Raw genomic sequence first — 24,390 nt, 5'->3', positions numbered from 1 at the left:
AATAAAATTTTACAAAATGACATTTATATATTGCATTAAGTTAGATATATGATATAATGTTGTTAAAAAGAGGCGCAACTTTTTAAAACTATAAGGAGGACGAAGGTGGCTAAAAATTTAAAATTAAAATTAGCTCGGGTAGAGCTTGATTTAACTCAAGGTCAACTGGCAGATGCTGTTGGGGTGACGCGCCAGACTATTGGTTTGATAGAGACGGGGAAATACAATCCCAGTCTTTCCCTCTGCCAGTCCATTTGCAGATGCTTAGGCAAAACTTTGGATCAATTATTTTGGGAGGAAGAAGATGAAAAATAGATTTTTTTATTATCAATTACTAGACGAAAGAGAAGAACAACTGATCAATAAAGCGGGGGCTGAAAGTTTCTATATCTCTATAGCTTTCTTGCTTTTATCTTATATGATTGCAGTATTAGCACCAAGTCTTTTTAATCCGAGAATGATTCTCATCATTATCATTATTGGAACTTTTTACTTTTTCGGCCGTGCTCGAGATTTGGGTGTGAACTACTATAGTCGTTTTCATTTTACGATTTTGGGTTGTTTTTTCCTAACCTTGGCTATTACGGCTCTTTTGATGTTGCAGAATTATCAATTTAACATAGAAATTTATCAGCACAATCCTTTGAACGTTAAATACTTATCTGCTTGGGTCATTACTTATCTGATTTACCTTCCTTGGGTTTTTATCGGTAATCTCGGACTTAAAAGTTATGGCGAATGGGCTCAGAAAAAGTTTGAACAAGATATGGATGAACTGGAGAGTGGAGAATAGCTTGTTACTCTTTTCTCAATCCAGCTAAAATGTGATATAATAGTACTAATTTATTGGAATACATGAAAGTTTTTGAAAATTTTCATGGGTTTCTAGCTAAGGAAGTAGGAAAAGTATGTATCCAGATGATAGTTTGACATTGCACACGGACTTGTACCAGATTAACATGATGCAGGTTTACTTTGACCAAGGAATTCACAATAAAAAGGCGGTCTTTGAGGTTTATTTCCGCCAACAGCCTTTTAAGAATGGCTATGCGGTTTTTGCAGGTTTGGAAAGAATTGTGAATTATCTTGAAGACTTGCGTTTTTCAGATAGTGATATTGCCTATTTGGAGTCTCTAGGCTATCATGGGGCATTCTTGGATTACCTTCGCAATTTCCAGTTGGAGTTGACCGTTCGTTCTGCCCAAGAAGGGGATTTGGTTTTTGCCAATGAACCGATTGTGCAGGTGGAAGGCCCTCTAGCACAATGTCAGTTGGTCGAAACGGCTCTTTTGAACATCGTCAACTACCAGACATTAGTGGCGACTAAGACAGCTCGTATTCGTTCGGTCATCGAAGATGAACCTTTGATGGAGTTTGGAACACGTCGGGCTCAAGAAATGGATGCGGCTATCTGGGGAACACGCGCAGCGGTGATTGGTGGTGCCAATGGAACTAGCAACGTGCGTGCTGGTAAACTCTTTGATATTCCTGTCTTGGGGACCCATGCCCATTCCTTGGTGCAGGTTTATGGTAACGACTATGAAGCTTTCAAGGCTTACGCTGCGACCCACAAAAATTGCGTTTTTCTTGTGGATACCTATGACACCCTTCGTATCGGTGTACCAGCAGCCATTCAGGTGGCGCGTGAGCTAGGAGACCAGATTAACTTTATGGGTGTTCGGATTGATTCTGGGGATATTGCCTACATTTCCAAGAAAGTTCGTCAGCAACTGGACGAGGCTGGATTTACAGAGGCTAAGATTTATGCTTCTAATGATTTGGATGAAAATACCATCCTCAACCTCAAGATGCAAAAGGCCAAGATTGATGTCTGGGGTGTGGGTACCAAGCTGATTACAGCCTATGACCAGCCAGCTCTTGGGGCAGTTTACAAGATTGTTGCAATCGAAGATGAAAATGGCCAGATGCGCAATACCATCAAGCTGTCAAATAATGCTGAAAAAGTGTCTACGCCAGGTAAGAAGCAGGTGTGGCGCATTACCAGTCGTGAAAAAGGCAAGTCAGAGGGTGACTACATCACTTATGATGGTGTGAATGTGAGTGACATGACAGAAATCAAGATGTTCCATCCGACCTATACTTATATCAAGAAGACGGTTCGTAATTTTGATGCTGTGCCTCTCTTGGTGGATATTTTCAAGGACGGGAAATTGATTTATAACCTGCCTAGTTTGACTGAGATTCAGGACTATGCTCGTAAGGAATTTGACAAGCTTTGGGATGAATACAAGCGCGTGCTCAATCCGCAGCACTATCCAGTGGATTTGGCGCGTGATGTATGGCAAGATAAGATGGACTTGATTGACAAGATGCGTAAGGAAGCCCTTGGTGAAGGAGAAGAAGAATGAGTTTGCAAGAAACGATTATCCAAGAATTGGGTGTCAAACCAGTGATTGATGCTCAGGAAGAAATCCGTCGTTCCATCGATTTCTTAAAAAGATATCTGAAAAAACACCCCTTCCTTAAAACTTTTGTACTAGGGATTTCTGGAGGACAAGACTCAACCTTAGCAGGACGTTTAGCTCAATTAGCTATGGAAGAACTGCGAGCTGAAACGGGCGATGACAGCTACAAATTTATCGCTGTCCGTCTGCCTTATGGAGTGCAAGCTGATGAAGCAGATGCTCAAAAAGCTCTTGCTTTCATCCAACCAGATATTAGCTTGGTTGTGAATATCAAGGAATCAGCTGACGCCATGACGGCAGCAGTTGAAGCGACAGGTAGTCCTGTCTCAGACTTCAACAAGGGCAATATCAAGGCTCGTTGTCGTATGATTGCTCAGTATGCCCTTGCAGGTGTCCATAGCGGAGCGGTCATTGGTACAGATCATGCTGCGGAAAATATCACAGGTTTCTTTACCAAGTTTGGTGACGGTGGTGCAGATATTTTACCACTGTTCCGTCTCAATAAACGCCAAGGAAAACAACTATTGAAGGAGCTAGGTGCAGACCCAGCCCTTTATGAAAAGATCCCAACAGCAGACCTAGAAGAAGACAAACCTGGTTTGGCTGACGAGATAGCCCTCGGAGTCACCTATGCAGAGATTGACGACTACCTAGAAGGCAAAACAATCAGCCCAGAAGCCCAAGTAATAATTGAAAACTGGTGGGACAAAGGCCAACATAAACGCCACCTACCCATCACCGTCTTTGATGACTTTTGGGAGTGAGACAGAAATCGGTAACTCACAGAGTTCGATTTCGTCGTCTCACCCCCGCAACGATGACTAGGTTTGAAAAAGCTTGCTAGAGCGCATTTCAAACCAGACAGCGACTGCGTCAAGGGATTAGACAAAAACTCGTTTTCTAGCTGTTGCTGAGTTTAGTCACTTTACCACGAGCATGGAAACAGGAAAACGAGGAAGGTCCGGTGGACCTTTTTAGCTTATTACCTTGAAATTCAAAAGCAAAGTAAATTTAAATTGAGGTTGGGCAGAGAATCATCTATCAGAAAGTGAGGTAGCATAGTGAAATCTATAGGTACGCAAACATTACAGACAGATCGTTTAATTTTGAGAAGATTTGTGGAAAGTGATGCAGAAGCTATGTTTCAGAATTGGGCTTCCTCTGCTGAGAATCTGACCTATGTCACTTGGGATCCCCATTCTAATGTCGAAATCACTCGAAACTCGATCCGAAATTGGGTTGCTTCCTATACAAATCCCAACTATTACAAATGGGCCATTTGTCTCAAAGAAAACCCTGAGCAGGTGATAGGAGATATCAGCATCGTTGCAATAGATGAGAACGATTCTTCTTGTGAAATTGGCTATGTGCTAGGCAAGGCTTACTGGGGAAATGGTATAATGACAGAGGCCTTGAAAGCTGTCTTGGATTTTTGTTTTATTCAAGTAGGCTTTCAAAAAGTCAGAGCACGTTATGCCAGTCTCAATCCAGCTTCAGGTCGTGTCATGGAGAAGGCTGGAATGTCCTATCTAAAGACTATTAGCAATGGTGTAGAGAGAAAAGGCTATCTTGCGGACCTTATTTATTATCAGATAAGTAGGGAAGACTAGTGAAATTTCTTTTCAGTTTCCATCAAAGTCAGACTTTGTCTGGCTTTTTTTGCAACATTTTTTACATAACCTGATTAAATTCCTATTTTTCCCTATCATTGTCCCTGTTTTTTCTGGAGTTTCGGGACTATAATAGTCCTATCAAATCAAAGAATGGAGAAAGACAATGGATAATATTATCTTTTTTATCAGTGTTTTTCTTGCTGGAATTCTCTCCTTCTTTTCTCCTTGTATCTTACCCTTGTTACCGGTCTATGCAGGGGTCTTGTTGGATGACAAAGATGGTGCTCAGGCTTCTAGTGGCAAATTTTCCATCTCAGTTACTAGTTTATTGCGAACGCTGGCCTTTGTAGCGGGGATTTCCTTTATTTTTATCTTGCTGGGTTATGGAGCTGGTTTTTTAGGAGACCTTTTGTATGCCTCTTGGTTTCAGTATGTGACGGGTGTGGTTATCATTCTCTTGGGCTTGCACCAGATGGAAGTCTTACATTTGAAGGGACTCTACAAGGAAAGAAGGCTACAACTACAGAGACAGGGGCAAAAGGGTAAGGGCTATAGTCAGGCATTTTTACTGGGGTTGACCTTCAGTTTTGCTTGGACGCCATGTGTAGGACCGGTTCTGGGCTCTGTTTTAGCCTTGGCGGCTTCAGGTGGTTCAGGTGCTTGGCAGGGAACTGGTCTCATGTTGATTTACACGCTGGGTTTGGCGCTACCATTTTTGGTTTTAGCTCTAGCCTCCAGCTATGTTTTGAAACATTTCCGAAAGCTCCATCCTTATCTCGGAACCTTCAAAAAAGTGGGTGGTTTCCTCATTATCGTGATGGGAATCTTGGTGCTTTTGGGAAATGCTTCCATTTTGACTACATTATTTGAATAGAGAGGAAGAAGAAATGAAAAAATGGCAAACATGTCTCCTTGGAGTAGGCTCAATCTGTTGTTTAGCAGCCTGTTCGACTAAAAATATGTCAGACGAAGCTACTATGAAGGAGCAAACAAAAACAGAACAAGTTAGTGCGCAAACTGCGACTAAAGGTCAGGCGGTTGCTGATTTCGAACTGACGGGAGTAGATGGCAAGACATACCGCTTGTCTGATTACAAGGGCAAGAAAGTCTATCTCAAATTCTGGGCTTCTTGGTGTTCCATCTGTCTAGCCAGTCTTCCAGATACCGATGAAATCGCTAAAGAAGCTGGAGATGACTATGTGGTCTTGACAGTGGTCTCTCCTGGACACAAAGGTGAACAAGCAGAAGCAGACTTTAAGAACTGGTACAAGGGCTTGGATTATAAAAATATTCCAGTTCTAATTGACCCATCAGGAAAACTTTTGGAAAGTTATGGTGTTCGTTCTTACCCAACTCAAGCCTTTATAGACAAGGAAGGAAAACTGGTCAAAACACAACCAGGTTTTATGGATAAGGATATGATTTTAAAAGAATTGAAAGAAATGGGGTAGCGAAAGGCCATGAATGATAAAGTAAAATTGTTTGTCTTGGCAGGGATATTTTTCCTAGCCATAACCGGTTTCTATTTTCTATTGATGCGAAATGCAGGGCAGACAGATAGCTCGCAAATTGAGAAGGCATCAGTTAGCCAAGGAGGAAAAACAGTGAAAAAAACAGAAATTAGTAAAGATGCAGACTTGCACGAAATTTATCTAGCTGGGGGATGTTTCTGGGGAGTTGAGGAATACTTCTCACGCGTGCCTGGAGTAACCGATGCCGTTTCAGGCTATGCGAACGGTAGAGGGGAAACAACCAAGTACGAATTGATTAACCAAACAGGACATGCGGAAACTGTCCATGTTACTTATGATGCCAATCAAATTTCCCTCAAGGAAATCCTGCTTCATTATTTCCGCATTATCAATCCAATTAGCAAAAATAAACAAGGAAATGATGTGGGAACCCAGTACCGTACTGGTGTTTATTACACAGATGACAAGGATTTAGAGGTGATTAACCAAGTCTTTGATGAGGTGGCTAAGAAATACGATCAACCTCTAGCAGTTGAAAAGGAGACCTTGAAAAATTTTGTAGTGGCTGAGGATTACCACCAAGACTATCTCAAGAAAAATCCAAATGGCTACTGCCATATCAATGTCAATCAGGCAGCCTATCCTGTCATCGATGCTAGCAAATATCCCAAACCAAGTGATGAGGAATTGAAAAAGACCCTGTCACCTGAGGAGTATGCAGTTACCCAGAAAAATCAAACAGAACGGGCTTTCTCAAACCGCTACTGGGATAAATTTGAATCTGGTATCTATGTGGATGTGGCAACTGGTGAACCCCTCTTTTCATCAAAGGACAAGTTTGAGTCTGGTTGTGGCTGGCCTAGTTTCACCCAACCCATCAGTCCAGATGTTGCCACCTATAAGGAAGATAAGTCCTACAATATGACACGCATGGAAGTGCGAAGCCGAGTTGGAGATTCTCACCTTGGTCATGTCTTTACGGATGGACCACAGGACAAGGGTGGCTTGCGCTACTGTATCAATAGTCTTTCCATCCGCTTTATTCCCAAAGATCAAATGGAAGAAAAAGGCTATGCTTATTTACTAGATTATGTCGATTAAGAGGGCTTTCCTAAGCAGTTAGAGGAGAATTTTGCTATACTGATACTAGTAAGTGACAAAGGAGAGAAGCATGACCTACACAATCTTAATCGTAGAAGATGAATATCTGGTAAGACAAGGCTTGACCAAGCTGGTTAATGTAGCAGCCTACGATATGGAAATCATCGGTCAGGCTGAAAATGGAAGGCAGGCTTGGGAATTGATTCAAAAGCAGGTGCCAGATATCATTTTAACCGATATCAACATGCCTCAGCTAAATGGCATCCAGTTGGCCAGTCTGGTCCGAGAAACCTATCCTCAGGTGCATCTAGTTTTTTTGACAGGCTACGATGATTTTGATTATGCCTTGTCTGCTGTCAAACTAGGTGTGGACGATTACCTGCTTAAACCCTTTTCTCGTCAGGATATTGAGGAAATGTTGGAGAAAATCAAGCAAAAACTAGACAAGGAAGAAAAGGAAGAGCAGTTACAAGATTTACTGACCGATAAGTTTGAAGGAAATATGGCCCAGAAGATCCAGTCTCATCTGGCTGACAGCCAATTTAGTTTAAAGTCTTTAGCCAGTGACTTGGGCTTTAGTCCGACTTATTTGAGTTCTTTGATTAAGAAAGAGTTGGGCTTACCTTTTCAGGATTATCTGGTGAGAGAACGTGTCAAACAAGCCAAGCTTTTGCTCTTGACAACGGATTTAAAGATTTATGAGATCGCAGAGAAGGTTGGTTTTGAAGATATGAACTACTTTACCCAACGCTTTAAACAGATTGCAGGTGTGACACCTCGTCAGTTTAAGAAGGGAGAAGGCCTATGAAGCGTTCTTCTCTTCTAGTCAGAATGGTTATTTCCATCTTTCTGGTCTTTCTCATTCTCCTAGCTCTGGTCGGGACTTTCTACTATCAATCTAGTTCATCAGCCATTGAGGCTAGCATTGAGGGCAATAGCCAGACGACCATTAGTCAGACTAGCCACTTTATCCAGTCTTATATCAAAAAATTAGAAACCACCTCGACTAGTTTGACCCAGCAGGCAGATGTCCTGACCTATGTTGAGAATCCAAGTCAAGACAAGGTCAAGGGAATCCGAAATCTGTTTTTGACCATCTTAAAGTCAGATCAGGACTTGAAAACTGTTGTGCTGGTAACTAAATCTGGTCAAGTCATTTCTACAGATGACAGTGTGCAGATGAAAACTTCCTCTGATATGATGGCTGAGGGTTGGTACCAAAAGGCCATTCATCAGGGGGCTAAGCCCGTTTTGACTCCAGCTCGTAAATCAGATAGTCAGTGGGTTATTTCTGTCACTCAAGAACTTCTTGATGCAAAGGGAGCCAATCTGGGTGTACTTCGTTTGGATATTTCTTATGAAACTCTGGAAGCCTATCTCAACCAACTCCAGTTGGGGCAGCAGGGCTTTGCCTTTATTATCAACGAAAACCATGAATTTGTTTATCATCCTAAACACACAGTCTATAGCTCAGCTAGCGAAATGGAGGCCATGAAACCCTATATTGAGACAGGGCAGGGCTATACTCCTAGCCACAAATCCTACGTCAGTCAGGAAAAGATTGCAGGAACTGATTGGACGGTGCTTGGCGTGTCTTCGCTGGAGAAGTTAGATCAGGTTCGGAGTCAGCTCTTGTGGACCTTGCTTGGTGCCAGTGTCACCTCTCTTCTTGCCTGTCTCTGCTTGGTGTGGCTTAGTCTTAAACGCTGGATTGCTCCTTTGAAGGATTTGAGAGAAACCATGCTGGAAATTGCTTCTGGTGGTCAGAATCTTCGTGCCAAGGAAACGGGTGCTTATGAACTGAGAGAAGTGACTCGCCAGTTCAATGCCATGCTGGATCAGATTGATCAACTGATGGCAGATATTCGTAGCCAGGAAGAAACGACCCGTCAGTACCAACTTCAAGCCTTGTCGAGCCAGATTAATCCGCATTTCCTATATAATACCTTGGACACCATCATCTGGATGGCAGAATTTCAGGACAGTCAGAGAGTGGTTCAGGTGACCAAGTCCTTGGCTACCTACTTTCGCTTGGCGCTCAATCAAGGCAAGGATTTGATTTGCCTGTCTGACGAAATCAATCATGTCCGCCAGTATCTCTTTATCCAGAAACAACGCTATGGAGATAAGCTGGAATACGAGATTGAGGAAAATCCTACCTTCGATAATCTGGTCTTGCCCAAGCTGGTTTTGCAACCTCTTGTAGAAAATGCTCTTTACCATGGCATTAAGGAAAAGGAAGGTCAGGGCCATATTAAACTTTCTGTCCAGAAAAAGGATTCAGGATTGGTCATCCGTATTGAGGATGATGGAGTTGGCTTCCAAACTGCTGGCGATAGTAGTCAGAGTAACCTCAAACGTGGGGGAGTTGGTCTTCAAAATGTTGACCAACGGCTCAAACTTCATTTTGGAGCCAATTACCAGATGAAGATTGATTCTAGGCCCCAAAAAGGGACGAAAGTTGAAATATACATAAATAGAATAGAAACTAGCTAACTCCCAGTCAATTCTGGGAGTTTTATGCGTAATTGGGCAAGCTTTCTAGATTGTCTATCTTGCTAAAAACAAGAAAAAACGGTATGATAGAAGGGTGACAAAAGAGGTGACAGAGATGAACGAGACACAGATTCAAAGAGAAACACGTCAGATAGTAGAAGATGTTTTAGAAAAGGCCAATTTGAAGCAGGGGGCCCTTTTTGTTTTAGGTCTATCTTCTAGTGAGGTGATAGGTGGTCAGATTGGGAAAGAATCCAGTCAAAAGATTGGTGAGCTGATAGTGGAGACTATCTTGGGTATTCTAGGTGGTAGAGGTATCCATTTAGCCGTTCAAGGTTGTGAACATGTCAATCGAGCCCTCGTTGTTGAACGTCAGGTGGCAGAGCAGTTTGGTCTGGAAATGGTCAGTGTCCTTCCTACTCTCCATGCAGGAGGTTCAGGTCAATTGGCAGCCTTCAAGTTTATGCAGGATCCAGTCGAGGTTGAATTTATCAAGGCTCATGCTGGATTGGATATCGGAGATACTGCAATTGGTATGCATGTCAAGCATGTTCAGGTTCCGATTCGCCCTCTTTTGAGAGAGATTGGTCATGCCCATGTAACGGCTCTTGCTAGCCGTCCAAAATTAATTGGAGGTGCGCGTGCGCACTATCCGCAAGATTCTATCAGAAAGTCGTGAGAATGAAAAAAACAAAACAACAACTAGAAAAAATCACAAAATATTCGATTCGTAAACTAACTGTTGGGGTAGGTCCTGTAGCCATTGGGGCCTTCCTTTTTGGTGCTAGTACCTTTTCAGTAGATAAGGTGCAAGCCAATGAAGTCGGCGGTGCTCATAATGTTCATTACCGTTATCTGGCGGAGCAGGAGTTGACCGAGTCTGAAAAAGCCCTGATTCACCATGAGGTTCCTACAGAATTTCAAGATGATGACATTCTATATGTAGTTTATCGCAAGAAGGCAACTAACAGTCAACAACTTCCATACACGGGAAGTAAGGAGCTAGCCCTAGCAGGCCTTGGCTTGGCAACTGCTTCTCTAGCAGTCTTTTTGGTATCCAAAAAAGGTCGCAAAGAGGTTCTAGGTGTTCTCTTGATTGGTTCTTTAGGAGCCAGCGCTTTTGTACCTTATGGAACATTTGCGTTTGAAAATAAAGAATTGCTTTCTTATAACCAAACTATTTCGGCCACTACACATGAAGGCTTGGCTGAAGGGATTATCCACATTGATGGCTATGAATACATTGGCTACTTCAAGGAAGCAGAACTCCATCCATCAAGACCAGTTTCAGCTGAGAAACCTCAGTTGCCAGTAGAAAAGCAAAATGCAAATGAAATCGAGAAAACAGAAGTAGTTCAAGAAAGACCTGCTGTCACTCCAGAAACTATCGTTGAGAATTCTGTAGTAGAGACTCCAGTTGCTCCTGCGGTTGAAGCAAAACCAGTTTCTGAGAAGCCTCAGACTAGACAGGAAGAGAGTTTGGTGGAGATTCCTTTTGAAACAGTCACAAGCCCAGATGCGAATTTAGCAGAAGGACAAACTCGTATTGTTACAGCTGGAGTAAATGGTCAGCGCCGCCTTGTAACGAAAGTATCGATGGTCAATGGTCAAGGGGTTAGAGAAGTTGTTGAAGACCAAGTGGTTCAAAATCCTGTTTCTCAAGTTGTTGCAGTAGGAACTAAGAAAGCAGTAGAATTAAGCCCAGTTCCAGAAGTAGAACCAAGCACCCAAGCTGCTAAGGGTACTCAAGAGCCTGGCAAAGAAAATCAAGCTTTAGTTCAACCAGCATTGCCAGAATATCACGAAGCAAAAGGTGTTCAAGAAGTAAATGAAGGCGAGAAGCAGGGCGAAGCATTAGTACAACCAGTTCTTCCAGAATACCAAGAGGCAAAAGGTACTCAAGAGGAAGACAAAAAAGGTCAATCCTTAACTCAAACGGAACTTCCAGAGTATCATGAAGCTAAAGGTGCTCAAGAAGTTAAAGAAGGTGAAAAGCAGGGTGAAGCTCTTGTCCAACCAGTACAAGAATACAGAATCACTGAGGAAACGACTGAAAATGACGTTGAATTCAATACAGAAGAAGTATTAGATTCTACAAAATATGTAGGTGATGATACTGTAACTCGTGAAGGTGTTAAAGGTGTTCAACAGATAACAACTGTAAAAAGTGGTGAAAATAATGAAGTCCTTGCAACAACTACAGAAGTGAAAACACCACCTGTTTCTAAAGTCGTTACAAAAGGTACGAAACCAGTTGAAGGAACAGTAGATGAAACTGAAGAAGTAGAGATTCCTTTTAAAACAAAAACGCAAGAAGATGACACTTTAAAACGTGGGACAGAAGAAGTTGCTCAAGAAGGTGTAAACGGCAAGAAACAAATTACCAAGACGTATAAAACGATTCGTGGAGAAAAAACAAATGATGCTCCAACAGTAGTAGAAAAAGTTATCCAAGAACCTCAAGATAAAATTATTAAGAATGGTACAAAAGGTTTAGAAAAACCAACATTACAGTGGGCTAATACTGAAAAAGATGTCTTGAAGAAGAGCGCTACAGCTAGTTATACATTGACTAAACCAGCTGGTGTAGAAATTAAATCAATTAAATTAGCGCTAAAAGATAAAGATGGACAACTTGTTAAAGAAGTAACGGTAGCTGAAAATAATTTAAATGCTACTTTAGATAAATTGAAATATTATCAAGGTTACACCCTATCTACCACAATGGTTTATGATCGTGGAGAAGGCGAAGAAACTGAGAAATTAGAAGATAAACAAATTCAATTAGATCTTAAAAAAGTTGAAATCAAAAACATTAAAGAAACAAGCTTGATGAGTGTGGATGTTGATGGTAACGAAACAGACACTAGTTTGCTGACAGCAAAACCAGCTGATCTTGCTCCGCTTTATTTACGAGTGACCACTCATGACAATAAAACAACAAGACTTGCCGTTGACAAAATTGAAGAAGTCACAGTTGATGGCAAGACCTTGTATAAGGTCACTGCCAAAGCACCTGACTTAGTTCAACGTAGAGCTGATGATACACTAAGCGAAGAATATGTTCATTATTTTGAAAAACAATTACCCAAAGTAGATAATGTATACTATAGCTTCAATGAGCTTGTAAAAGATATGCAAGCTAATCCAACAGGTGAGTTCAAGTTGGGTGCGGATCTTAATGCAGCAAACGTGAAACCAAATGGAAAATCTTATATAACGAAACCATTTAAAGGGAAATTACTAAGTAATGACGGCGGTAGATATACAATCCATAATATAGAACGTCCGTTATTTGGTAATATTGAAGGTGGTAATGTTCGAGACATTAATCTTGGTAATGTCAATATTAATATGCCAGGAGATAATCAAGTTGCACCGATAGCTAATATTATCAAAAATGGTGCTGTTATTGAAAATGTTAAAGTTACAGGTAACGTAGTCGGTCGTGACTGGGTGTCTGGATTCATCGATAAGATTGACGGTAACGGTACATTACGTAATGTTGCATTTATCGGAAATGTAACATCTGTAGGTACAGGTGGTTCTTACTTAACAGGTATTGTTGGAGAAAACTGGAAAGGATTAGTTGAACAAGCTTACGTTGACGCTAATATCACTGGTAAGAAAGCCAAAGCCGCCGGTATTGTGTATACTTCTCAAAATGGTGGTAACAATAACGGTGTTGGTCGAGAGGGAGCTATTAAGAAATCTGTAGCTAAAGGAACTATTACTGTAGATGAACCAATTAAGATTGGTGGTTTTATCGGTACTAATCACGCTTTAGGTTCAGTTGAAGATAGCGTTTCGATGATGAAAGTTAACAAAGGAAATGGAGAAATCTTCTACGGTTCTGAAGATATTGATGATGATGGTGGTTACTGGTCTGGTGAACGTCTAAATAGAAACCTTGTTGTTAATGGAGTTAGTGAAGGTAAATCATCATATAGATTCTCTAAACAACAACATCGTATTAAATCAGTATCTCAAGAAGAAGCAGATAAGAAAATTGCATCATTAGGAATTACTGCTGATAAGTATGAGTTGAATGATCCAGTTGAAAATAAATTAAACGCTATAAAACCAAAAGCTGATACGTATAAAGATACTCAAGATTACGATACTTCTCGTGAACTTGCTTATCGCAACATCGAAAAATTACAACCATTCTACAATAAAGAGTGGATTATCAATCAAGGGAACAAGATTCCAGAAGGATCTAAATTATTAACGACTGAAGTATTATCAGTTACAGGTATGAAAGATGGACAATTTGTAACTGATTTATCAGATGTTGATCACATTATGATTCATTATGCTGATGGTACGAAAGAAGAAAAATCTGTATCACCTAAGGCTACATCAAACGTAGAACAAGTAAAAGAATATAGTATTACCGATTTAGGAGATGTCGTTTACACACCAAATATGGTGGTTAAAGACCGTACTCAATTACTAAGTGATATTAAAGCAAAACTAGATACAATTACTCTTGAATCTCCTGAAGTTCGTGCGATAACAGGTAATGTTGGAGCATTATATTTAGAAGAAAGTTTCGCAGAAGTAAAAGGAAATCTTGATAAATTAGTAAAAGCTCTTGTTGAAAATGAAGATCATCAGTTAAATGGTGATGAGGCAGCCATAAAAGCACTTCTTAAGAAAGTAGAAGATAATAAAGCTAAAATTATGATGGCACTGACTTACCTCAATCGTTATTATGGAATTGAATATGGTGATTTAAACATTAAGAATATAATGATGTTTAAACCAGACTTCTATGGCAAGACACCAAGTGTTATTGACAGATTGATTAGAATTGGTTCGCAAGAAAAGAACTTAAAGGGTGATAGAACTCAAGATGCATACCGTGAAATGATTGCAGGAGACACTGGTAAAGGTGATTTACGTAGTTTCTTAGATTATAATATGCGTCTCTTTACAAATGATACAGATCTTAACGACTGGTTTATTCACTCAGCGAAAAATGTTTATGTTGTAGAACCTGAAACAACAAATCCAGATTTCAAAAATAAACGTCATCGTGTCTTTGATGGTCTGAATAATAATATGCATGCACGTATGATTTTACCATTATTGAACTTGAAGAAAGCACATATCTTTATGATTTCAACCTATAATACTATGGCTTATAGTTCATTTGAAAAATATGGTAAAAATACAGAAGCTGAACGTGAAGCGTTCAAAGAACGTATTAATTATGTAGCTAAAGCTCAACAAACATACTTAGACTTCTGGTCACGTCTTGCACTTCCGAATGTTCGAGATAGACTGCTTAAGAGCCAAAATATGGTTCCTACACCTGTATGGGATAATCAAGCTTATGCGGGTATTAAGGATGCTAATCGTCGTGGATATGGTACAGATGGTAAAGTAGCAACACCAATTCGTGAGTTATTTGGTCCAACAGACAGATGGCATCAAATTAATTGGAATATGGGAGCTATGGCTAAAGTATATGAAAACCCATATCAAGATGAACAAGTTTACTTCATGGTAACGAATATGTTAGAGGACTTCGGTATTTCAGCATTTACACATGAAACAACTCATATTAATGACCGTATGGTGTATCTTGGTGGACATAGACATCGTCAAGGTACAGGGCTTGAAGCCTATGCGCAAGGTATGTTACAAACACCTGATAAATCAACATATAATGGTGAATATGGAGCATTAGGGATTAATATGGCTTATCATCGTCCAAATGACGGAAATCAATGGTATAACCCAGATCCTGACAAATTACAAACTCGTGAGCAAATCGATCACTACATGAAGAACTATAATGATGCTCTTATGATGTTAGACCATCTTGAGGCGGATGCTGTATTACCACAGTTAAATGGAAATACGAGTCGCTGGTTCAAGAAAATGGATCGACAATACCGTAGTGGAAATTCAGGTCATCAGTTCGATAAAATTCGTGAGTTGACTGACGATGAGAAAAAAGTAGCAATTAATACAATTGATGATTTAATTACTAATAACCTAATGACGAAACATGGAGCGCCTGGAGATGGTACTTATAACCCATCTGACTTTGGGTCTGCTTATGTCAATATGAATATGATGACAGGTATCTATGGTGGTAATACGAGTCAAGGTGCTCCTGGTGCGGCATCATTTAAACATAATACATTCCGTATGTGGGGTTACTTCGGATACGAGAATGGATTTGTTGGATATGCTTCTAGTAAGTATCAAGATGCAGCTAATAAAGAAAACAATAAGATGTTAGGTGATGACTTCATTATTAAGAAAGTTTCAAATGGAAGATTCACTAACCTTGAAGATTGGAAGAAAGAGTACTATAAAGAAGTGAAAGCAAAAGGTGAAAAAGGATTTACTGCAATTGAGATTGATGGTAAACAAATTACCAATTATGCTGAGCTAAAAGTCTTATTTGATAAGGCGGTTGAGGCTGATCTAGCAGGTGGAGGAACAGCTAAAACTGTAGAGCTTAAATCAAAAGTCTTTAAAGCACTTCTTAAGAATACAGACGGATTCTCAGGAAATCTTTTTAAAGCATAGATTGTATTAAATAGATGAGTAAAAGGTAGATTAAGTTTTTCTTGATTTGCCTTTTTATGCTATACTTGAAATATGCATAGAAAAACAGTGATTGATTTTAGGGCTTTGGGGGAGAGATACATCTTTACCAAGCCGATTAAAGAGTTGAAAACGAGAAATTTAACAGAAGTGGCAGATTTGCTGGCACAAGTGGAAAGCTACCAAGAGCAAGGCTATTATGTGGTGGGTTATGTCAGCTACGAGGCTGCACCTGCTTTTGAGGAGAAATTAGCTGTTCACCCTGCACCCTTGTTGGGAGAGTATCTGCTCTACTTTACGGTTCATGATAGTGTAGAGAAATCTAGTATTCCGTTAACTTATGACGAAGTTGATATGCCGTCAAATTGGCAGGAAGTAACGTCTGCAGCAGACTATGAAAAGGCTATTGCACAGATACATCATCATTTGCGGCAGGGAGATACCTATCAGGTCAACTACACCGTCCAACTCAAGCAGGAGTTGTCTGCCAATCCTTTTGCCATCTACAATCGTATGGTGGTAGAGCAGGAGGCGGGCTACAATGCCTATGTTGAACATGACGAGATGGCAGTGATTTCCATGAGTCCAGAGCTCTTTTTTGAGCAAAATGGCCGAGAATTAACGACTCGTCCAATGAAGGGAACGACTCAGCGTGGGGTAACTGACCAAGAAGATCTTGAACAGGCTGGCTGGTTGGAGCAGGATCCTAAAAATCGGTCTGAAAATATGATGATCGTAGACCTCTTGCGCAATGATATGAACCGTATTTCTGAAGTGGGGAGCGAGCACGTGGAGCATCTTTGCCAAGTAGAACAGTATTCAACGGTTTGGCAGATGACTTCGACCATCAAGAGTCAGTTGCGAGAGGATGTGAACCTTGTTGAAATCTTCCGCTCACTCTTTCCTTGTGGTTCCATAACGGGCGCACCGAAAATTGCGACAATGGAGATTATCAAGGACTTAGAGCCACAACCGCGTGGAGTCTACTGTGGAACCATTGGTCTCTTGCTTCCAAATGGACGACGGATTTTTAATGTGGCCATTCGGACTATTCAACTCTACAAGGGGAAAGCCATCTATGGAGTTGGAGGAGGCATTACATGGGATAGCACTTGGGAATCTGAATACCGTGAGGTTCATCAAAAGGCAGCTGTTCTCTATCGTAAACAAGCTCGTTTCCAATTAATTTCAACTGGAAAAATCAGCCAAAAACAACTTCTGTTTGAAGAACAGCATCTGGAAAGACTGAGAAAAGCAAGTCGATATTTTGCCTTTCCTTATGATGCAGAAGAACTGAGACAAAAGATAGAGGCAGAGTGCCAAGCTTGTGATGTTGATCAAGACTACCGTTTGCGAATTAGTCTCAGTAAGTCTGGAAAGATAGAACTTAGTCGACAAATCTTAACACCTCTTAGTCCACATTTCTGTCAGGCCAAACTCTGCCTTCAGGAAGCCAATTTGCAACAAGCTTTTATCTACTTCAAAACGACTCACCGACCTCATTTAAACCTAGGGGAGCAAGAGAAGATTTACTGCAATAAGTCAGGAGAACTGCTTGAAACCTCTATCGGAAATTTGGTTTTGAAAATTGCTGGGAAACTCTACACACCGCCTATCAGACTCGGTATCTTGCCAGGAATTTATCGTCAGCACTTGCTGGAAACAGGACAGGTAGAAGAGACAGTCTTGACCTTGGCAGATTTAGCCCAAGCAGAAGATATTTACGCCTGTAATGCAGTGAGAGGTTTGTATGAATTAAGCCTAGAGGAGAACTAGATGAAACTGGTATTTTTACACGGTTTAGGGCAGTCAGCAGAGAGTTGGAAAGAAGTTCGGAATCTACTAACAGATTATCCCTCTGAAGCTTTAGACTTATTTCCTTCTGGAGTTAGTAGCTATCAAAAAGCTAAGGAGCGAGTTTATCAGCATCTATCTCAAGAGACAGAACCTTTTGTTTTGGTTGGATTGTCCTTAGGTGCTGCCCTGGCACTAGAACTTTCCAGTTATGATTTACCAAATCTCCGAGCTTTGGTTCTGTCAGGATGTCCGCTAAAGTTAGCAGGGAATATCCTATTTTATCTTCAGTTGCTGTTATTTAAATTACTTCCCAAAAGAGTATTTGAAAAACAGGGAGCAGACAAAGCTCTTATGGTCGGAGTTTCTGAGGAATTGAAGACACTTGATTTAACGGATATAGCAGGGATTTGCCCCTATCCAACCTTACTAATTTGTGGCAGCAAAGATAAACCGAATCTTAGTTCTATGAGAAGTCTTCATAAACTAATATCAGAATCCCAATTTCAGATTATCCCAGACGGCCCTCATGTCTTGAATAAGGAAAAACCAAAGGAGTTTGTAGAAAAGACCAGAAGTTTCCTTGAATTGCTGACATAAGTTTGATAAAATAATATTGAAATAGATAACATTCCTATAGGAGAAAGTAATGAACAAACGTCTATTTTTTAAAATGAGTTTGGCGACGTTGTCAGTTTTAGCCTTGTTTTCACAATCTGTTTTAGCAGAAGAAAACATCCATTTTTCTAGCTGTAAGGAAGCTTGGGCTAATGGCTATTCAGATTTTCATAAGGGGGATCCTGGTTATTCTGCCAAGTTAGATCGCGACCATGATGGTGTGGCTTGTGAATTGAAAAATGCCCCTAAGGGTGCTTTTAAAGCAAAACAAGAGACTACAACTCAAACTGATACAAGTTCATCAACAACAAGTGGTTGGGTTAAGCAGGATGGCGCTTGGTACTACTTTGATGGAAATGGAAATCCAGTGAAAAATGCTTGGAAGGGAAGCTATTACCTGAAAGCAGACGGGAAAATGGCCCAGAGCGAATGGATTTATGATTCATCCTATCAAGCTTGGTATTACTTGAAATCAGATGGTTCGTATGCTTATAGTACATGGCAAGGAAATTACTATTTGAAATCAGATGGTAAAATGGCTAAAGGTGAATGGGTTTATGACTCTTCTTACCAAGCTTGGTATTATTTGACATCAGATGGATCTTACGCTTACAGCACGTGGCAAGGGAATTACTATTTGAAATCAGATGGTAAAATGGCTGTCAATGAATGGGTTGATGGCGGACGTTATTATGTTGGTGCTGACGGAGTTTGGAAGGAGGGGCAAGCGAGTACAAGTTCTTCTTCTAGTGATGATAGCAATAGTGAATATTCTGCTGCTTTAGGAAAGGCAAAAAGTTATAATTCATGGGCTACGATGTCTAAAAAACGCTTATATAAACAGTTGACTTCTCAATATGGGGAAAAATTTACAAGTGATGCTGCGCAATATGCAATTGATCATCTGGATGCAGATTATAAGTCAAATGCTTTAGCTAAGGCCAAGAGTTATCAAAAATTATTTAATAAATCGAAGTCAGCAATTTATGATCAGCTTGTCTCACCGTATGGTGAAGAATTTACTGAAGAAGAAGCTCAATATGCCATTGATCATTTAGATGATTAACAGATACTGGTAGGCGAAAAAATTCCTTATAAGTCATTTACGCAAACCTTTGCATAAATGACTGAATTTTGTTATACTATATCTGTAAGCATTTTCAATTAATTCATAATGAAAAAGGAGAATATGATGAGTCAAAAGATTATTGGGATTGACCTTGGTGGAACTTCTATCAAATTTGCAATCTTAACAACAGCAGGAGAAATCCAAGAAAAATGGTCTATCAAAACTAACATTTTGGATGAGGGAAGTCATATCGTAGATGATATGATTGAGTCTATTCAACATCGTTTGGACTTGCTTGGATTGGCAACAGCGGACTTCCAAGGAATTGGGATGGGATCACCAGGTGTGGTTGACCGCGAAAAAGGAACTGTTATTGGTGCCTACAACTTGAACTGGAAAACCCTTCAACCAATTAAAGAAAAAATTGAAAAAGCCTTGGGTATTCCATTCTTCATTGATAATGATGCCAACGTGGCAGCTCTTGGTGAGCGCTGGATGGGGGCTGGTGATAACCAACCAGATGTTGTCTTTATGACACTTGGTACTGGTGTTGGTGGTGGTATCGTCGCAGAAGGCAAATTGCTTCACGGTGTTGCTGGTGCAGCAGGTGAGCTTGGCCACATCACTGTTGACTTTGACCAACCAATCGCATGTACTTGCGGTAAGAAAGGCTGCCTTGAGACAGTCGCTTCAGCAACAGGGATTGTCAACTTAACTCGTCGCTATGCCGATGAATACGAAGGTGATGCAGCATTGAAACGCTTGATTGATAACGGAGAAGAAGTAACTGCTAAGACTGTCTTTGACCTCGCAAAAGAAGGAGACGACCTCGCCTTGATCGTTTACCGTAACTTCTCACGTTACTTGGGAATCGCTTGTGCCAACATCGGTTCAATCCTGAACCCATCAACAATCGTTATCGGTGGTGGTGTATCAGCTGCGGGAGAATTCCTTCTACAAGGTGTTCAAAAAGTCTACGACGAAAATAGCTTCCCACAAGTACGTACATCTACTAAATTAGCTCTTGCAACTCTAGGAAATGACGCTGGAGTTATCGGAGCAGCATCACTTGTATTGCAATAAAATAATAAAAGAGGAAAAATGCTAACCTAGAGTTAGTAATGTTCCTCTTTTATTTTTTATGCTATACTAGGTAGGACAATAAATGAGGTGAGAGAGAATGACAAAAGCAGATACAATTTTTAAAGAAAATATTGAACGAATCCTCAAAGACGGTGTCTTTTCTGAGCAGGCCCGTCCCAAGTACAAGGATGGGACAGTTGCCAACTCCAAGTATGTAACGGGTGCATTTGCCGAGTATGACTTGGCCAAGGGGGAATTCCCCATCACAACCTTGCGTCCTATTGCCATCAAATCCGCCATCAAGGAAGTGCTCTGGATTTACCAAGACCAGTCAAATAGCCTAGAAGTTCTCAATGACAAGTACAATGTTCACTATTGGAATGACTGGGAAGTGGGAGATACGGGAACTATTGGTGAGCGCTACGGTGCTGTTGTTAAGAAACACGACATCATCAATAAGCTTCTCAAGCAGTTGGAAGCCAACCCTTGGAACCGTCGCAATATCATATCACTCTGGGATTACCAAGCTTTCGAAGAAACAGATGGGTTGCTCCCGTGCGCCTTTCAGACCATGTTTGATGTCCGCCGTGTAGATGGAGAAATCTATCTGGATGCGACCTTGACCCAGCGCTCCAATGATATGCTGGTAGCCCACCATATCAACGCTATGCAGTATGTGGCTCTTCAAATGATGATTGCCAAGCATTTTGGCTGGAAGGTTGGTAAGTTCTTCTACTTCATCAACAACCTCCATATCTATGACAATCAATTTGAACAAGCAGAGGAATTGCTTCGTCGGGAGCCGTCAAACTGCCAACCACACTTGGTCTTGAATGTACCAGATGGGACCAATTTCTTTGATATTAAAGCAGAAGATTTTGAGTTGGTGGATTATGACCCTGTCAAGCCACAGTTGAAGTTTGACCTAGCTATTTAAGGCTCTTCTAAAATCTCTTCAAACCACGTCAGCGTCGCTTCATCAACAACCTCAAAACGGTGTTTTGAGCTTACTTCGTCAGTCTTATCTACAACNNTTGAGCAACCTGCGGCTAGCTTCTTAGTTTGCTCAGTATAAAAGAATAGAAAAAAGAAGTTGAGACAATAAATCCCAACTTCTTTTGTTTTTTAACGTGATACGCGGCGACGAGCTGCTTTTTTACGGTTTTCTTCGATGAAAGCTGCTTTTTGTTCTTCTGGTTCGATCACTTTCTTTTTAAATGCGTATACTGCACCTGCGACTGCAGCGACAGTTCCTGCGACACCTGTTACAAGACCTTTAGCGAATCCTTTAGCCATGAGTCTTCCTCCTTTATCTTCTTAATCAGCCAGCCCCCTCAAGAGGTCACATTTTTCTGACTGACCTTTTTGTGTTATAATAATAGTAACGAAAAAATGGGAATTTTTCAAGGAAAAAAGATGAAAACAAAAATAATTGTGATTGTTGGACCGACTGCAGTTGGAAAAACAGCCCTTGCTATTGAAGTTGCAAAGCGTTTTAATGGCGAAGTGGTTAGTGGAGATAGCCAGCAAGTCTATCGAGGACTTGATATTGGGACGGCCAAGGCTAGTCCAGAAGAGCAGGCAGCTGTTCCTCATCATTTAATCGATGTTAGAGAGGTAACCGAGTCTTACTCGGCTTTTGATTTTGTTTCAGAAGCTAAGATGGCTATTGAGGATATTCACAGTCGGGGCAAGCTAGCTATTATTGCTGGTGGGACTGGGCTTTATATCCAGAGCTTGCTTGAAGGTTACCACCTAGGTGGGGAGACTCCCCATGAGAAGATTTTGGACTATCGAGCTAGTTTGGAGCCATATTCAGATGAGGAATTAGCTCATCTGGTGGAGCAAGCAGGCCTTGAGATTCCCCAGTTTAATCGTCGTCGTGCTATGCGTGCCTTAGAAATTGCCCATTTTGGTCAGGATTTGGAAAATCAAGAGACCTTGTATGAACCATTGATTATCTGCTTGGATGATGAACGTAGTCAACTTTATGAGCGTATCAATCATCGAGTGGATTTGATGTTTGAGGCTGGTCTTTTGGATGAGGCCAAGTGGCTCTTTGATCATTACCCTGATGTGCAGGCTGCTAAGGGCATTGGCTACAAGGAACTCTTTCCTTACTTCCGTGGAGAGCAGACCTTGGAGGAAGCTAGTGAGAGCCTCAAACAGGCGACTCGTCGTTTTGCCAAGCGTCAGTTGACCTGGTTCCGTAATCGCATGCAGGTCACCTTTTATCAGATTGGAGAATCTGGTGTAAAAGACCGCATTTTAAGCCAGATAGAGGAGTTTTTAGATGATTGAAACGGAGAAAAAAGAGGAACGGGTTCTGCTGATTGGTGTAGAATTGCAGGGCATGGACAATTTTGACCTCTCCATGGAAGAATTGGCCAGTTTAGCGAAAACGGCAGGGGCAGTCGTTGTAGATAGCTACAGACAAAAACGTGAAAAATATGATTCCAAGACCTTCGTCGGCTCTGGTAAGTTGGAAGAAATTGCGCTTATGGTGGATGCAGAAGAAATTACGACTGTCATTGTCAACAACCGTTTGACTCCACGGCAAAATGTCAATCTAGAGGAAGTTCTCGGTGTTAAGGTCATTGACCGTATGCAGTTGATTTTGGATATCTTTGCCATGCGAGCTCGAAGCCATGAAGGGAAGCTCCAAGTCCACCTAGCCCAGCTCAAATATCTCTTGCCCCGCTTGGTTGGTCAGGGAATTATGCTCAGCCGTCAGGCAGGGGGAATTGGTTCCCGTGGTCCTGGTGAAAGCCAGCTGGAATTGAACCGTCGTAGTGTTCGCAATCAAATCACGGATATCGAGCGCCAACTCAAGGTGGTTGAGAAAAATCGGGCGACAGTTCGAGAAAAACGTTTGGAGTCCAGCACTTTTAAGATTGGTTTGATTGGTTACACCAATGCTGGGAAGTCAACTATCATGAACACCTTGACCAGCAAGCCCCAGTATGAGGCTGATGAGCTCTTTGCGACTCTGGATGCGACGACTAAGAGTATCCATCTGGGAGGCAATCTCCAAGTAACTTTGACAGATACCGTGGGCTTTATCCAAGATTTGCCGACAGAGTTGGTATCTAGTTTTAAGTCAACCTTGGAGGAAAGCAAGCATGTGGATCTTCTGGTTCATGTTATCGACGCCAGCAATCCTTACCACGAGGAGCATGAAAAAACAGTTTTGTCCATCATGAAAGATTTGGATATGGAAGATATTCCTCGCTTGACCCTCTACAATAAAGCCGATTTGGTGGAGGATTTTACACCTACTCAGACGCCTTATGCCCTCATTTCTGCCAAGTCTGAGGATAGTCGTGAGAACTTGCAGGCTTTGTTTTTAGAGAAAATCAAGGATATTTTCGAACCCTTTACCCTGCGTGTGCCTTTTTCAAAGTCCTATAAGATTCATGATTTAGAAAGTGTCGCGATTTTGGAAGAACGTGATTATCAAGAGGACGGAGAAGTGATTACAGGCTACATTTCTGAGAAAAACAAATGGAGGTTAGAAGAATTTTATGACTGATATTAAAACGTTGGCTCTAAAATATGGGGGCTATACAAGTCTGGATAAGGTCTTTCTGGATCAGCTTCTAGCTGGTAAAACAGAGCAGGAGCAGCTGGCTCTCATTACCCCTCCGCCAAGTGTGGTCAATGCTTACTTTGCAGAACTTTACCAAAAAAAGAGTCCTGAGGCTGCAACCGATTATTTTGCGGAACTCAGTCAGGAACTGAATCTTTACAATGCTGGACCTAGTTTCACCCTAGAAAATAAGCCTTTTATTCGGCTTAATCTGTCTGGCAAGTCCTTTGGTTTTTGTTATGAGAGTGAGGGACTGGGTCGAATTTTCTCTGAGAATGAAGAGAAGATTTCGGATGACTTGCTCTTTGAAATTGCGCAAATTTTCCCCCATCAACTGGTCTTTGAAGAGTCTGGTAAGATTTATCTGAAAGCTGTCGGGGACGAGGAAGTTGTTAGCATGGAGAGTCTCACAGCTTTAACTGATTTAGAAAGCTTGGCTGATGGTCGCAAGTGTCTAAAAGGTTATAGTCAAGAGGATTTACTGCAAGAAGCTGCTTCTTTTTCTGGCAAACGCTATTTCCGATCGGAAAACCGCACAGCCATGTTATATATTGATTAA

At 41.1% G+C, this 24,390-nt stretch carries 21 protein-coding genes and 1 pseudogene; 21 read left to right on the top strand and 1 reads right to left on the bottom strand.

The features are described 5' to 3' along the window. Positions 1-105: 105 nt before the first annotated feature. The 18 genes and pseudogenes from HT732_RS00825 (at position 106) to HT732_RS00745 (ending at position 21,179) form a co-directional block, all read left to right on the top strand. Positions 106-315 (top strand): helix-turn-helix domain-containing protein, encoded by a 210-nt coding sequence (locus tag HT732_RS00825; protein ID WP_173253655.1) that lies wholly within the window; start codon positions 106-108, stop codon positions 313-315. Continuing rightward, positions 305-793, top strand: coding sequence for a DUF6773 family protein (locus HT732_RS00820; protein WP_084864710.1), 489 nt, complete (start codon positions 305-307; stop codon positions 791-793). Before HT732_RS00825 ends, HT732_RS00820 begins: the two co-directional genes overlap by 11 nt. 115 nt (positions 794-908) lie before the next feature. Next, positions 909-2,369, top strand: a complete 1,461-nt coding sequence (locus HT732_RS00815) for a nicotinate phosphoribosyltransferase (RefSeq protein WP_173253654.1) — start codon at positions 909-911, stop codon at positions 2,367-2,369. Continuing rightward, positions 2,366-3,190: an ammonia-dependent NAD(+) synthetase gene (nadE, locus tag HT732_RS00810; protein ID WP_173253653.1), complete on the top strand. Its 825-nt coding sequence runs from the start codon at positions 2,366-2,368 to the stop codon at positions 3,188-3,190. Before HT732_RS00815 ends, nadE begins: the two co-directional genes overlap by 4 nt. 297 nt (positions 3,191-3,487) lie before the next feature. Continuing rightward, positions 3,488-4,036: a GNAT family N-acetyltransferase gene (locus HT732_RS00805; RefSeq protein WP_173253652.1), complete on the top strand. Its 549-nt coding sequence runs from the start codon at positions 3,488-3,490 to the stop codon at positions 4,034-4,036. A 166-nt stretch (positions 4,037-4,202) separates the two neighbouring features. After that, positions 4,203-4,913, top strand: a complete 711-nt coding sequence (gene ccdA2 / locus HT732_RS00800) for a thiol-disulfide oxidoreductase-associated membrane protein CcdA2 (RefSeq protein ID WP_173253651.1) — start codon at positions 4,203-4,205, stop codon at positions 4,911-4,913. Positions 4,914-4,926: 13 nt separating this feature from the next. Next, positions 4,927-5,490: a redoxin family protein gene (locus HT732_RS00795; protein WP_173253650.1), complete on the top strand. Its 564-nt coding sequence runs from the start codon at positions 4,927-4,929 to the stop codon at positions 5,488-5,490. Between the two features lie 9 nt (positions 5,491-5,499). Further along, a complete protein-coding gene (msrB, locus tag HT732_RS00790) occupies positions 5,500-6,612 on the top strand; it encodes a peptide-methionine (R)-S-oxide reductase MsrB (protein ID WP_173253649.1) in 1,113 nt (370 codons plus the stop codon). Between the two features lie 70 nt (positions 6,613-6,682). Then, on the top strand, positions 6,683-7,420 hold the full coding sequence (locus HT732_RS00785; protein WP_173253648.1) for a response regulator transcription factor: 738 nt from the start codon (positions 6,683-6,685) through the stop codon (positions 7,418-7,420). Next, entirely contained in the window at positions 7,417-9,108 is a 1,692-nt protein-coding gene (locus tag HT732_RS00780; protein ID WP_173253647.1) for a sensor histidine kinase, read from the top strand. Before HT732_RS00785 ends, HT732_RS00780 begins: the two co-directional genes overlap by 4 nt. Positions 9,109-9,223: 115 nt before the next feature. Further along, complete coding sequence (locus HT732_RS00775; RefSeq protein ID WP_173253646.1) at positions 9,224-9,787, top strand: TIGR01440 family protein; 564 nt, start codon at positions 9,224-9,226, stop codon at positions 9,785-9,787. Positions 9,788-9,789: 2 nt separating this feature from the next. Beyond that, complete coding sequence (locus HT732_RS00770) at positions 9,790-15,660, top strand: ZmpA/ZmpB/ZmpC family metallo-endopeptidase (protein ID WP_173253645.1); 5,871 nt, start codon at positions 9,790-9,792, stop codon at positions 15,658-15,660. A 72-nt stretch (positions 15,661-15,732) separates the two neighbouring features. Beyond that, the gene (pabB, locus tag HT732_RS00765; protein ID WP_173253644.1) at positions 15,733-17,454 is read left to right on the top strand and encodes an aminodeoxychorismate synthase component I; all 1,722 of its coding nucleotides are present in this window, start codon (positions 15,733-15,735) and stop codon (positions 17,452-17,454) included. After that, the gene (locus HT732_RS00760; protein ID WP_000779716.1) at positions 17,455-18,072 is read left to right on the top strand and encodes an alpha/beta hydrolase; all 618 of its coding nucleotides are present in this window, start codon (positions 17,455-17,457) and stop codon (positions 18,070-18,072) included. It begins immediately after the preceding gene. 49 nt (positions 18,073-18,121) lie between these two features. After that, a pseudogene (locus HT732_RS00755) lies at positions 18,122-19,000 on the top strand (Ltp family lipoprotein); the annotation flags it as partial. Next, a complete protein-coding gene (locus HT732_RS10210; protein ID WP_345890497.1) occupies positions 18,986-19,156 on the top strand; it encodes an Ltp family lipoprotein in 171 nt (56 codons plus the stop codon). The pseudogene HT732_RS00755 and the gene HT732_RS10210, both read left to right, overlap by 15 nt. A 126-nt stretch (positions 19,157-19,282) precedes the next feature. After that, positions 19,283-20,242, top strand: a complete 960-nt coding sequence (locus HT732_RS00750) for an ROK family glucokinase (RefSeq protein ID WP_054385265.1) — start codon at positions 19,283-19,285, stop codon at positions 20,240-20,242. Positions 20,243-20,339: 97 nt separating this feature from the next. Further along, complete coding sequence (locus HT732_RS00745; protein WP_173253642.1) at positions 20,340-21,179, top strand: thymidylate synthase; 840 nt, start codon at positions 20,340-20,342, stop codon at positions 21,177-21,179. A gap of 188 nt (positions 21,180-21,367) precedes the next feature. Here the strand turns inward: HT732_RS00745 and HT732_RS00740 are convergent, their stop codons facing one another. Beyond that, a complete protein-coding gene (locus HT732_RS00740; RefSeq protein ID WP_001051780.1) occupies positions 21,368-21,538 on the bottom strand; it encodes a DUF3042 family protein in 171 nt (56 codons plus the stop codon). Positions 21,539-21,658: 120 nt separating this feature from the next. On the opposite strand from HT732_RS00740, the gene miaA reads away from it, so the two are divergent. The 3 genes from miaA to HT732_RS00725 are packed head-to-tail and all read left to right on the top strand — an operon-like array spanning position 21,659 to position 24,390. Continuing rightward, positions 21,659-22,543: a tRNA (adenosine(37)-N6)-dimethylallyltransferase MiaA gene (gene miaA / locus HT732_RS00735; RefSeq protein WP_173253641.1), complete on the top strand. Its 885-nt coding sequence runs from the start codon at positions 21,659-21,661 to the stop codon at positions 22,541-22,543. Further along, positions 22,536-23,774: a GTPase HflX gene (gene hflX / locus HT732_RS00730; protein WP_173253640.1), complete on the top strand. Its 1,239-nt coding sequence runs from the start codon at positions 22,536-22,538 to the stop codon at positions 23,772-23,774. The genes miaA and hflX overlap by 8 nt, the downstream gene beginning before the upstream one ends. Next, positions 23,767-24,390: a cystathionine beta-lyase gene (locus HT732_RS00725; RefSeq protein WP_173253639.1), complete on the top strand. Its 624-nt coding sequence runs from the start codon at positions 23,767-23,769 to the stop codon at positions 24,388-24,390. The genes hflX and HT732_RS00725 overlap by 8 nt, the downstream gene beginning before the upstream one ends.

It is taken from the genome of Streptococcus sp. 5346 (genome assembly GCF_013277455.1).
Classification (GTDB): Bacteria; Bacillota; Bacilli; order Lactobacillales; family Streptococcaceae; genus Streptococcus.
The sequence above is the reverse complement of the archived record's forward strand: the minus strand, read 5'-3'. Positions and strand labels throughout refer to the sequence as shown.

What these genes read in the sequence shown, in the direction of transcription:
- HT732_RS00770 (WP_173253645.1), top strand. Translation starts at nt 9,790, where the DNA reads ATGAAAAAAACAAAACAACAACTAGAAAAAATCACAAAATATTCGATT.
- HT732_RS00760 (WP_000779716.1), top strand. Translation starts at nt 17,455, where the DNA reads ATGAAACTGGTATTTTTACACGGTTTAGGGCAGTCAGCAGAGAGTTGG.
- HT732_RS00815 (WP_173253654.1), top strand. Translation starts at nt 909, where the DNA reads ATGTATCCAGATGATAGTTTGACATTGCACACGGACTTGTACCAGATT.
- ccdA2 (WP_173253651.1), top strand. Translation starts at nt 4,203, where the DNA reads ATGGATAATATTATCTTTTTTATCAGTGTTTTTCTTGCTGGAATTCTC.
- HT732_RS00820 (WP_084864710.1), top strand. Translation starts at nt 305, where the DNA reads ATGAAAAATAGATTTTTTTATTATCAATTACTAGACGAAAGAGAAGAA.
- HT732_RS00745 (WP_173253642.1), top strand. Translation starts at nt 20,340, where the DNA reads ATGACAAAAGCAGATACAATTTTTAAAGAAAATATTGAACGAATCCTC.
- HT732_RS00795 (WP_173253650.1), top strand. Translation starts at nt 4,927, where the DNA reads ATGAAAAAATGGCAAACATGTCTCCTTGGAGTAGGCTCAATCTGTTGT.
- HT732_RS00785 (WP_173253648.1), top strand. Translation starts at nt 6,683, where the DNA reads ATGACCTACACAATCTTAATCGTAGAAGATGAATATCTGGTAAGACAA.
- HT732_RS00750 (WP_054385265.1), top strand. Translation starts at nt 19,283, where the DNA reads ATGAGTCAAAAGATTATTGGGATTGACCTTGGTGGAACTTCTATCAAA.
- miaA (WP_173253641.1), top strand. Translation starts at nt 21,659, where the DNA reads ATGAAAACAAAAATAATTGTGATTGTTGGACCGACTGCAGTTGGAAAA.
- pabB (WP_173253644.1), top strand. Translation starts at nt 15,733, where the DNA reads ATGCATAGAAAAACAGTGATTGATTTTAGGGCTTTGGGGGAGAGATAC.
- HT732_RS00780 (WP_173253647.1), top strand. Translation starts at nt 7,417, where the DNA reads ATGAAGCGTTCTTCTCTTCTAGTCAGAATGGTTATTTCCATCTTTCTG.
- hflX (WP_173253640.1), top strand. Translation starts at nt 22,536, where the DNA reads ATGATTGAAACGGAGAAAAAAGAGGAACGGGTTCTGCTGATTGGTGTA.
- HT732_RS00725 (WP_173253639.1), top strand. Translation starts at nt 23,767, where the DNA reads ATGACTGATATTAAAACGTTGGCTCTAAAATATGGGGGCTATACAAGT.
- nadE (WP_173253653.1), top strand. Translation starts at nt 2,366, where the DNA reads ATGAGTTTGCAAGAAACGATTATCCAAGAATTGGGTGTCAAACCAGTG.
- msrB (WP_173253649.1), top strand. Translation starts at nt 5,500, where the DNA reads ATGAATGATAAAGTAAAATTGTTTGTCTTGGCAGGGATATTTTTCCTA.
- HT732_RS00775 (WP_173253646.1), top strand. Translation starts at nt 9,224, where the DNA reads ATGAACGAGACACAGATTCAAAGAGAAACACGTCAGATAGTAGAAGAT.
- HT732_RS00740 (WP_001051780.1), bottom strand. Translation starts at nt 21,538, where the DNA reads ATGGCTAAAGGATTCGCTAAAGGTCTTGTAACAGGTGTCGCAGGAACT.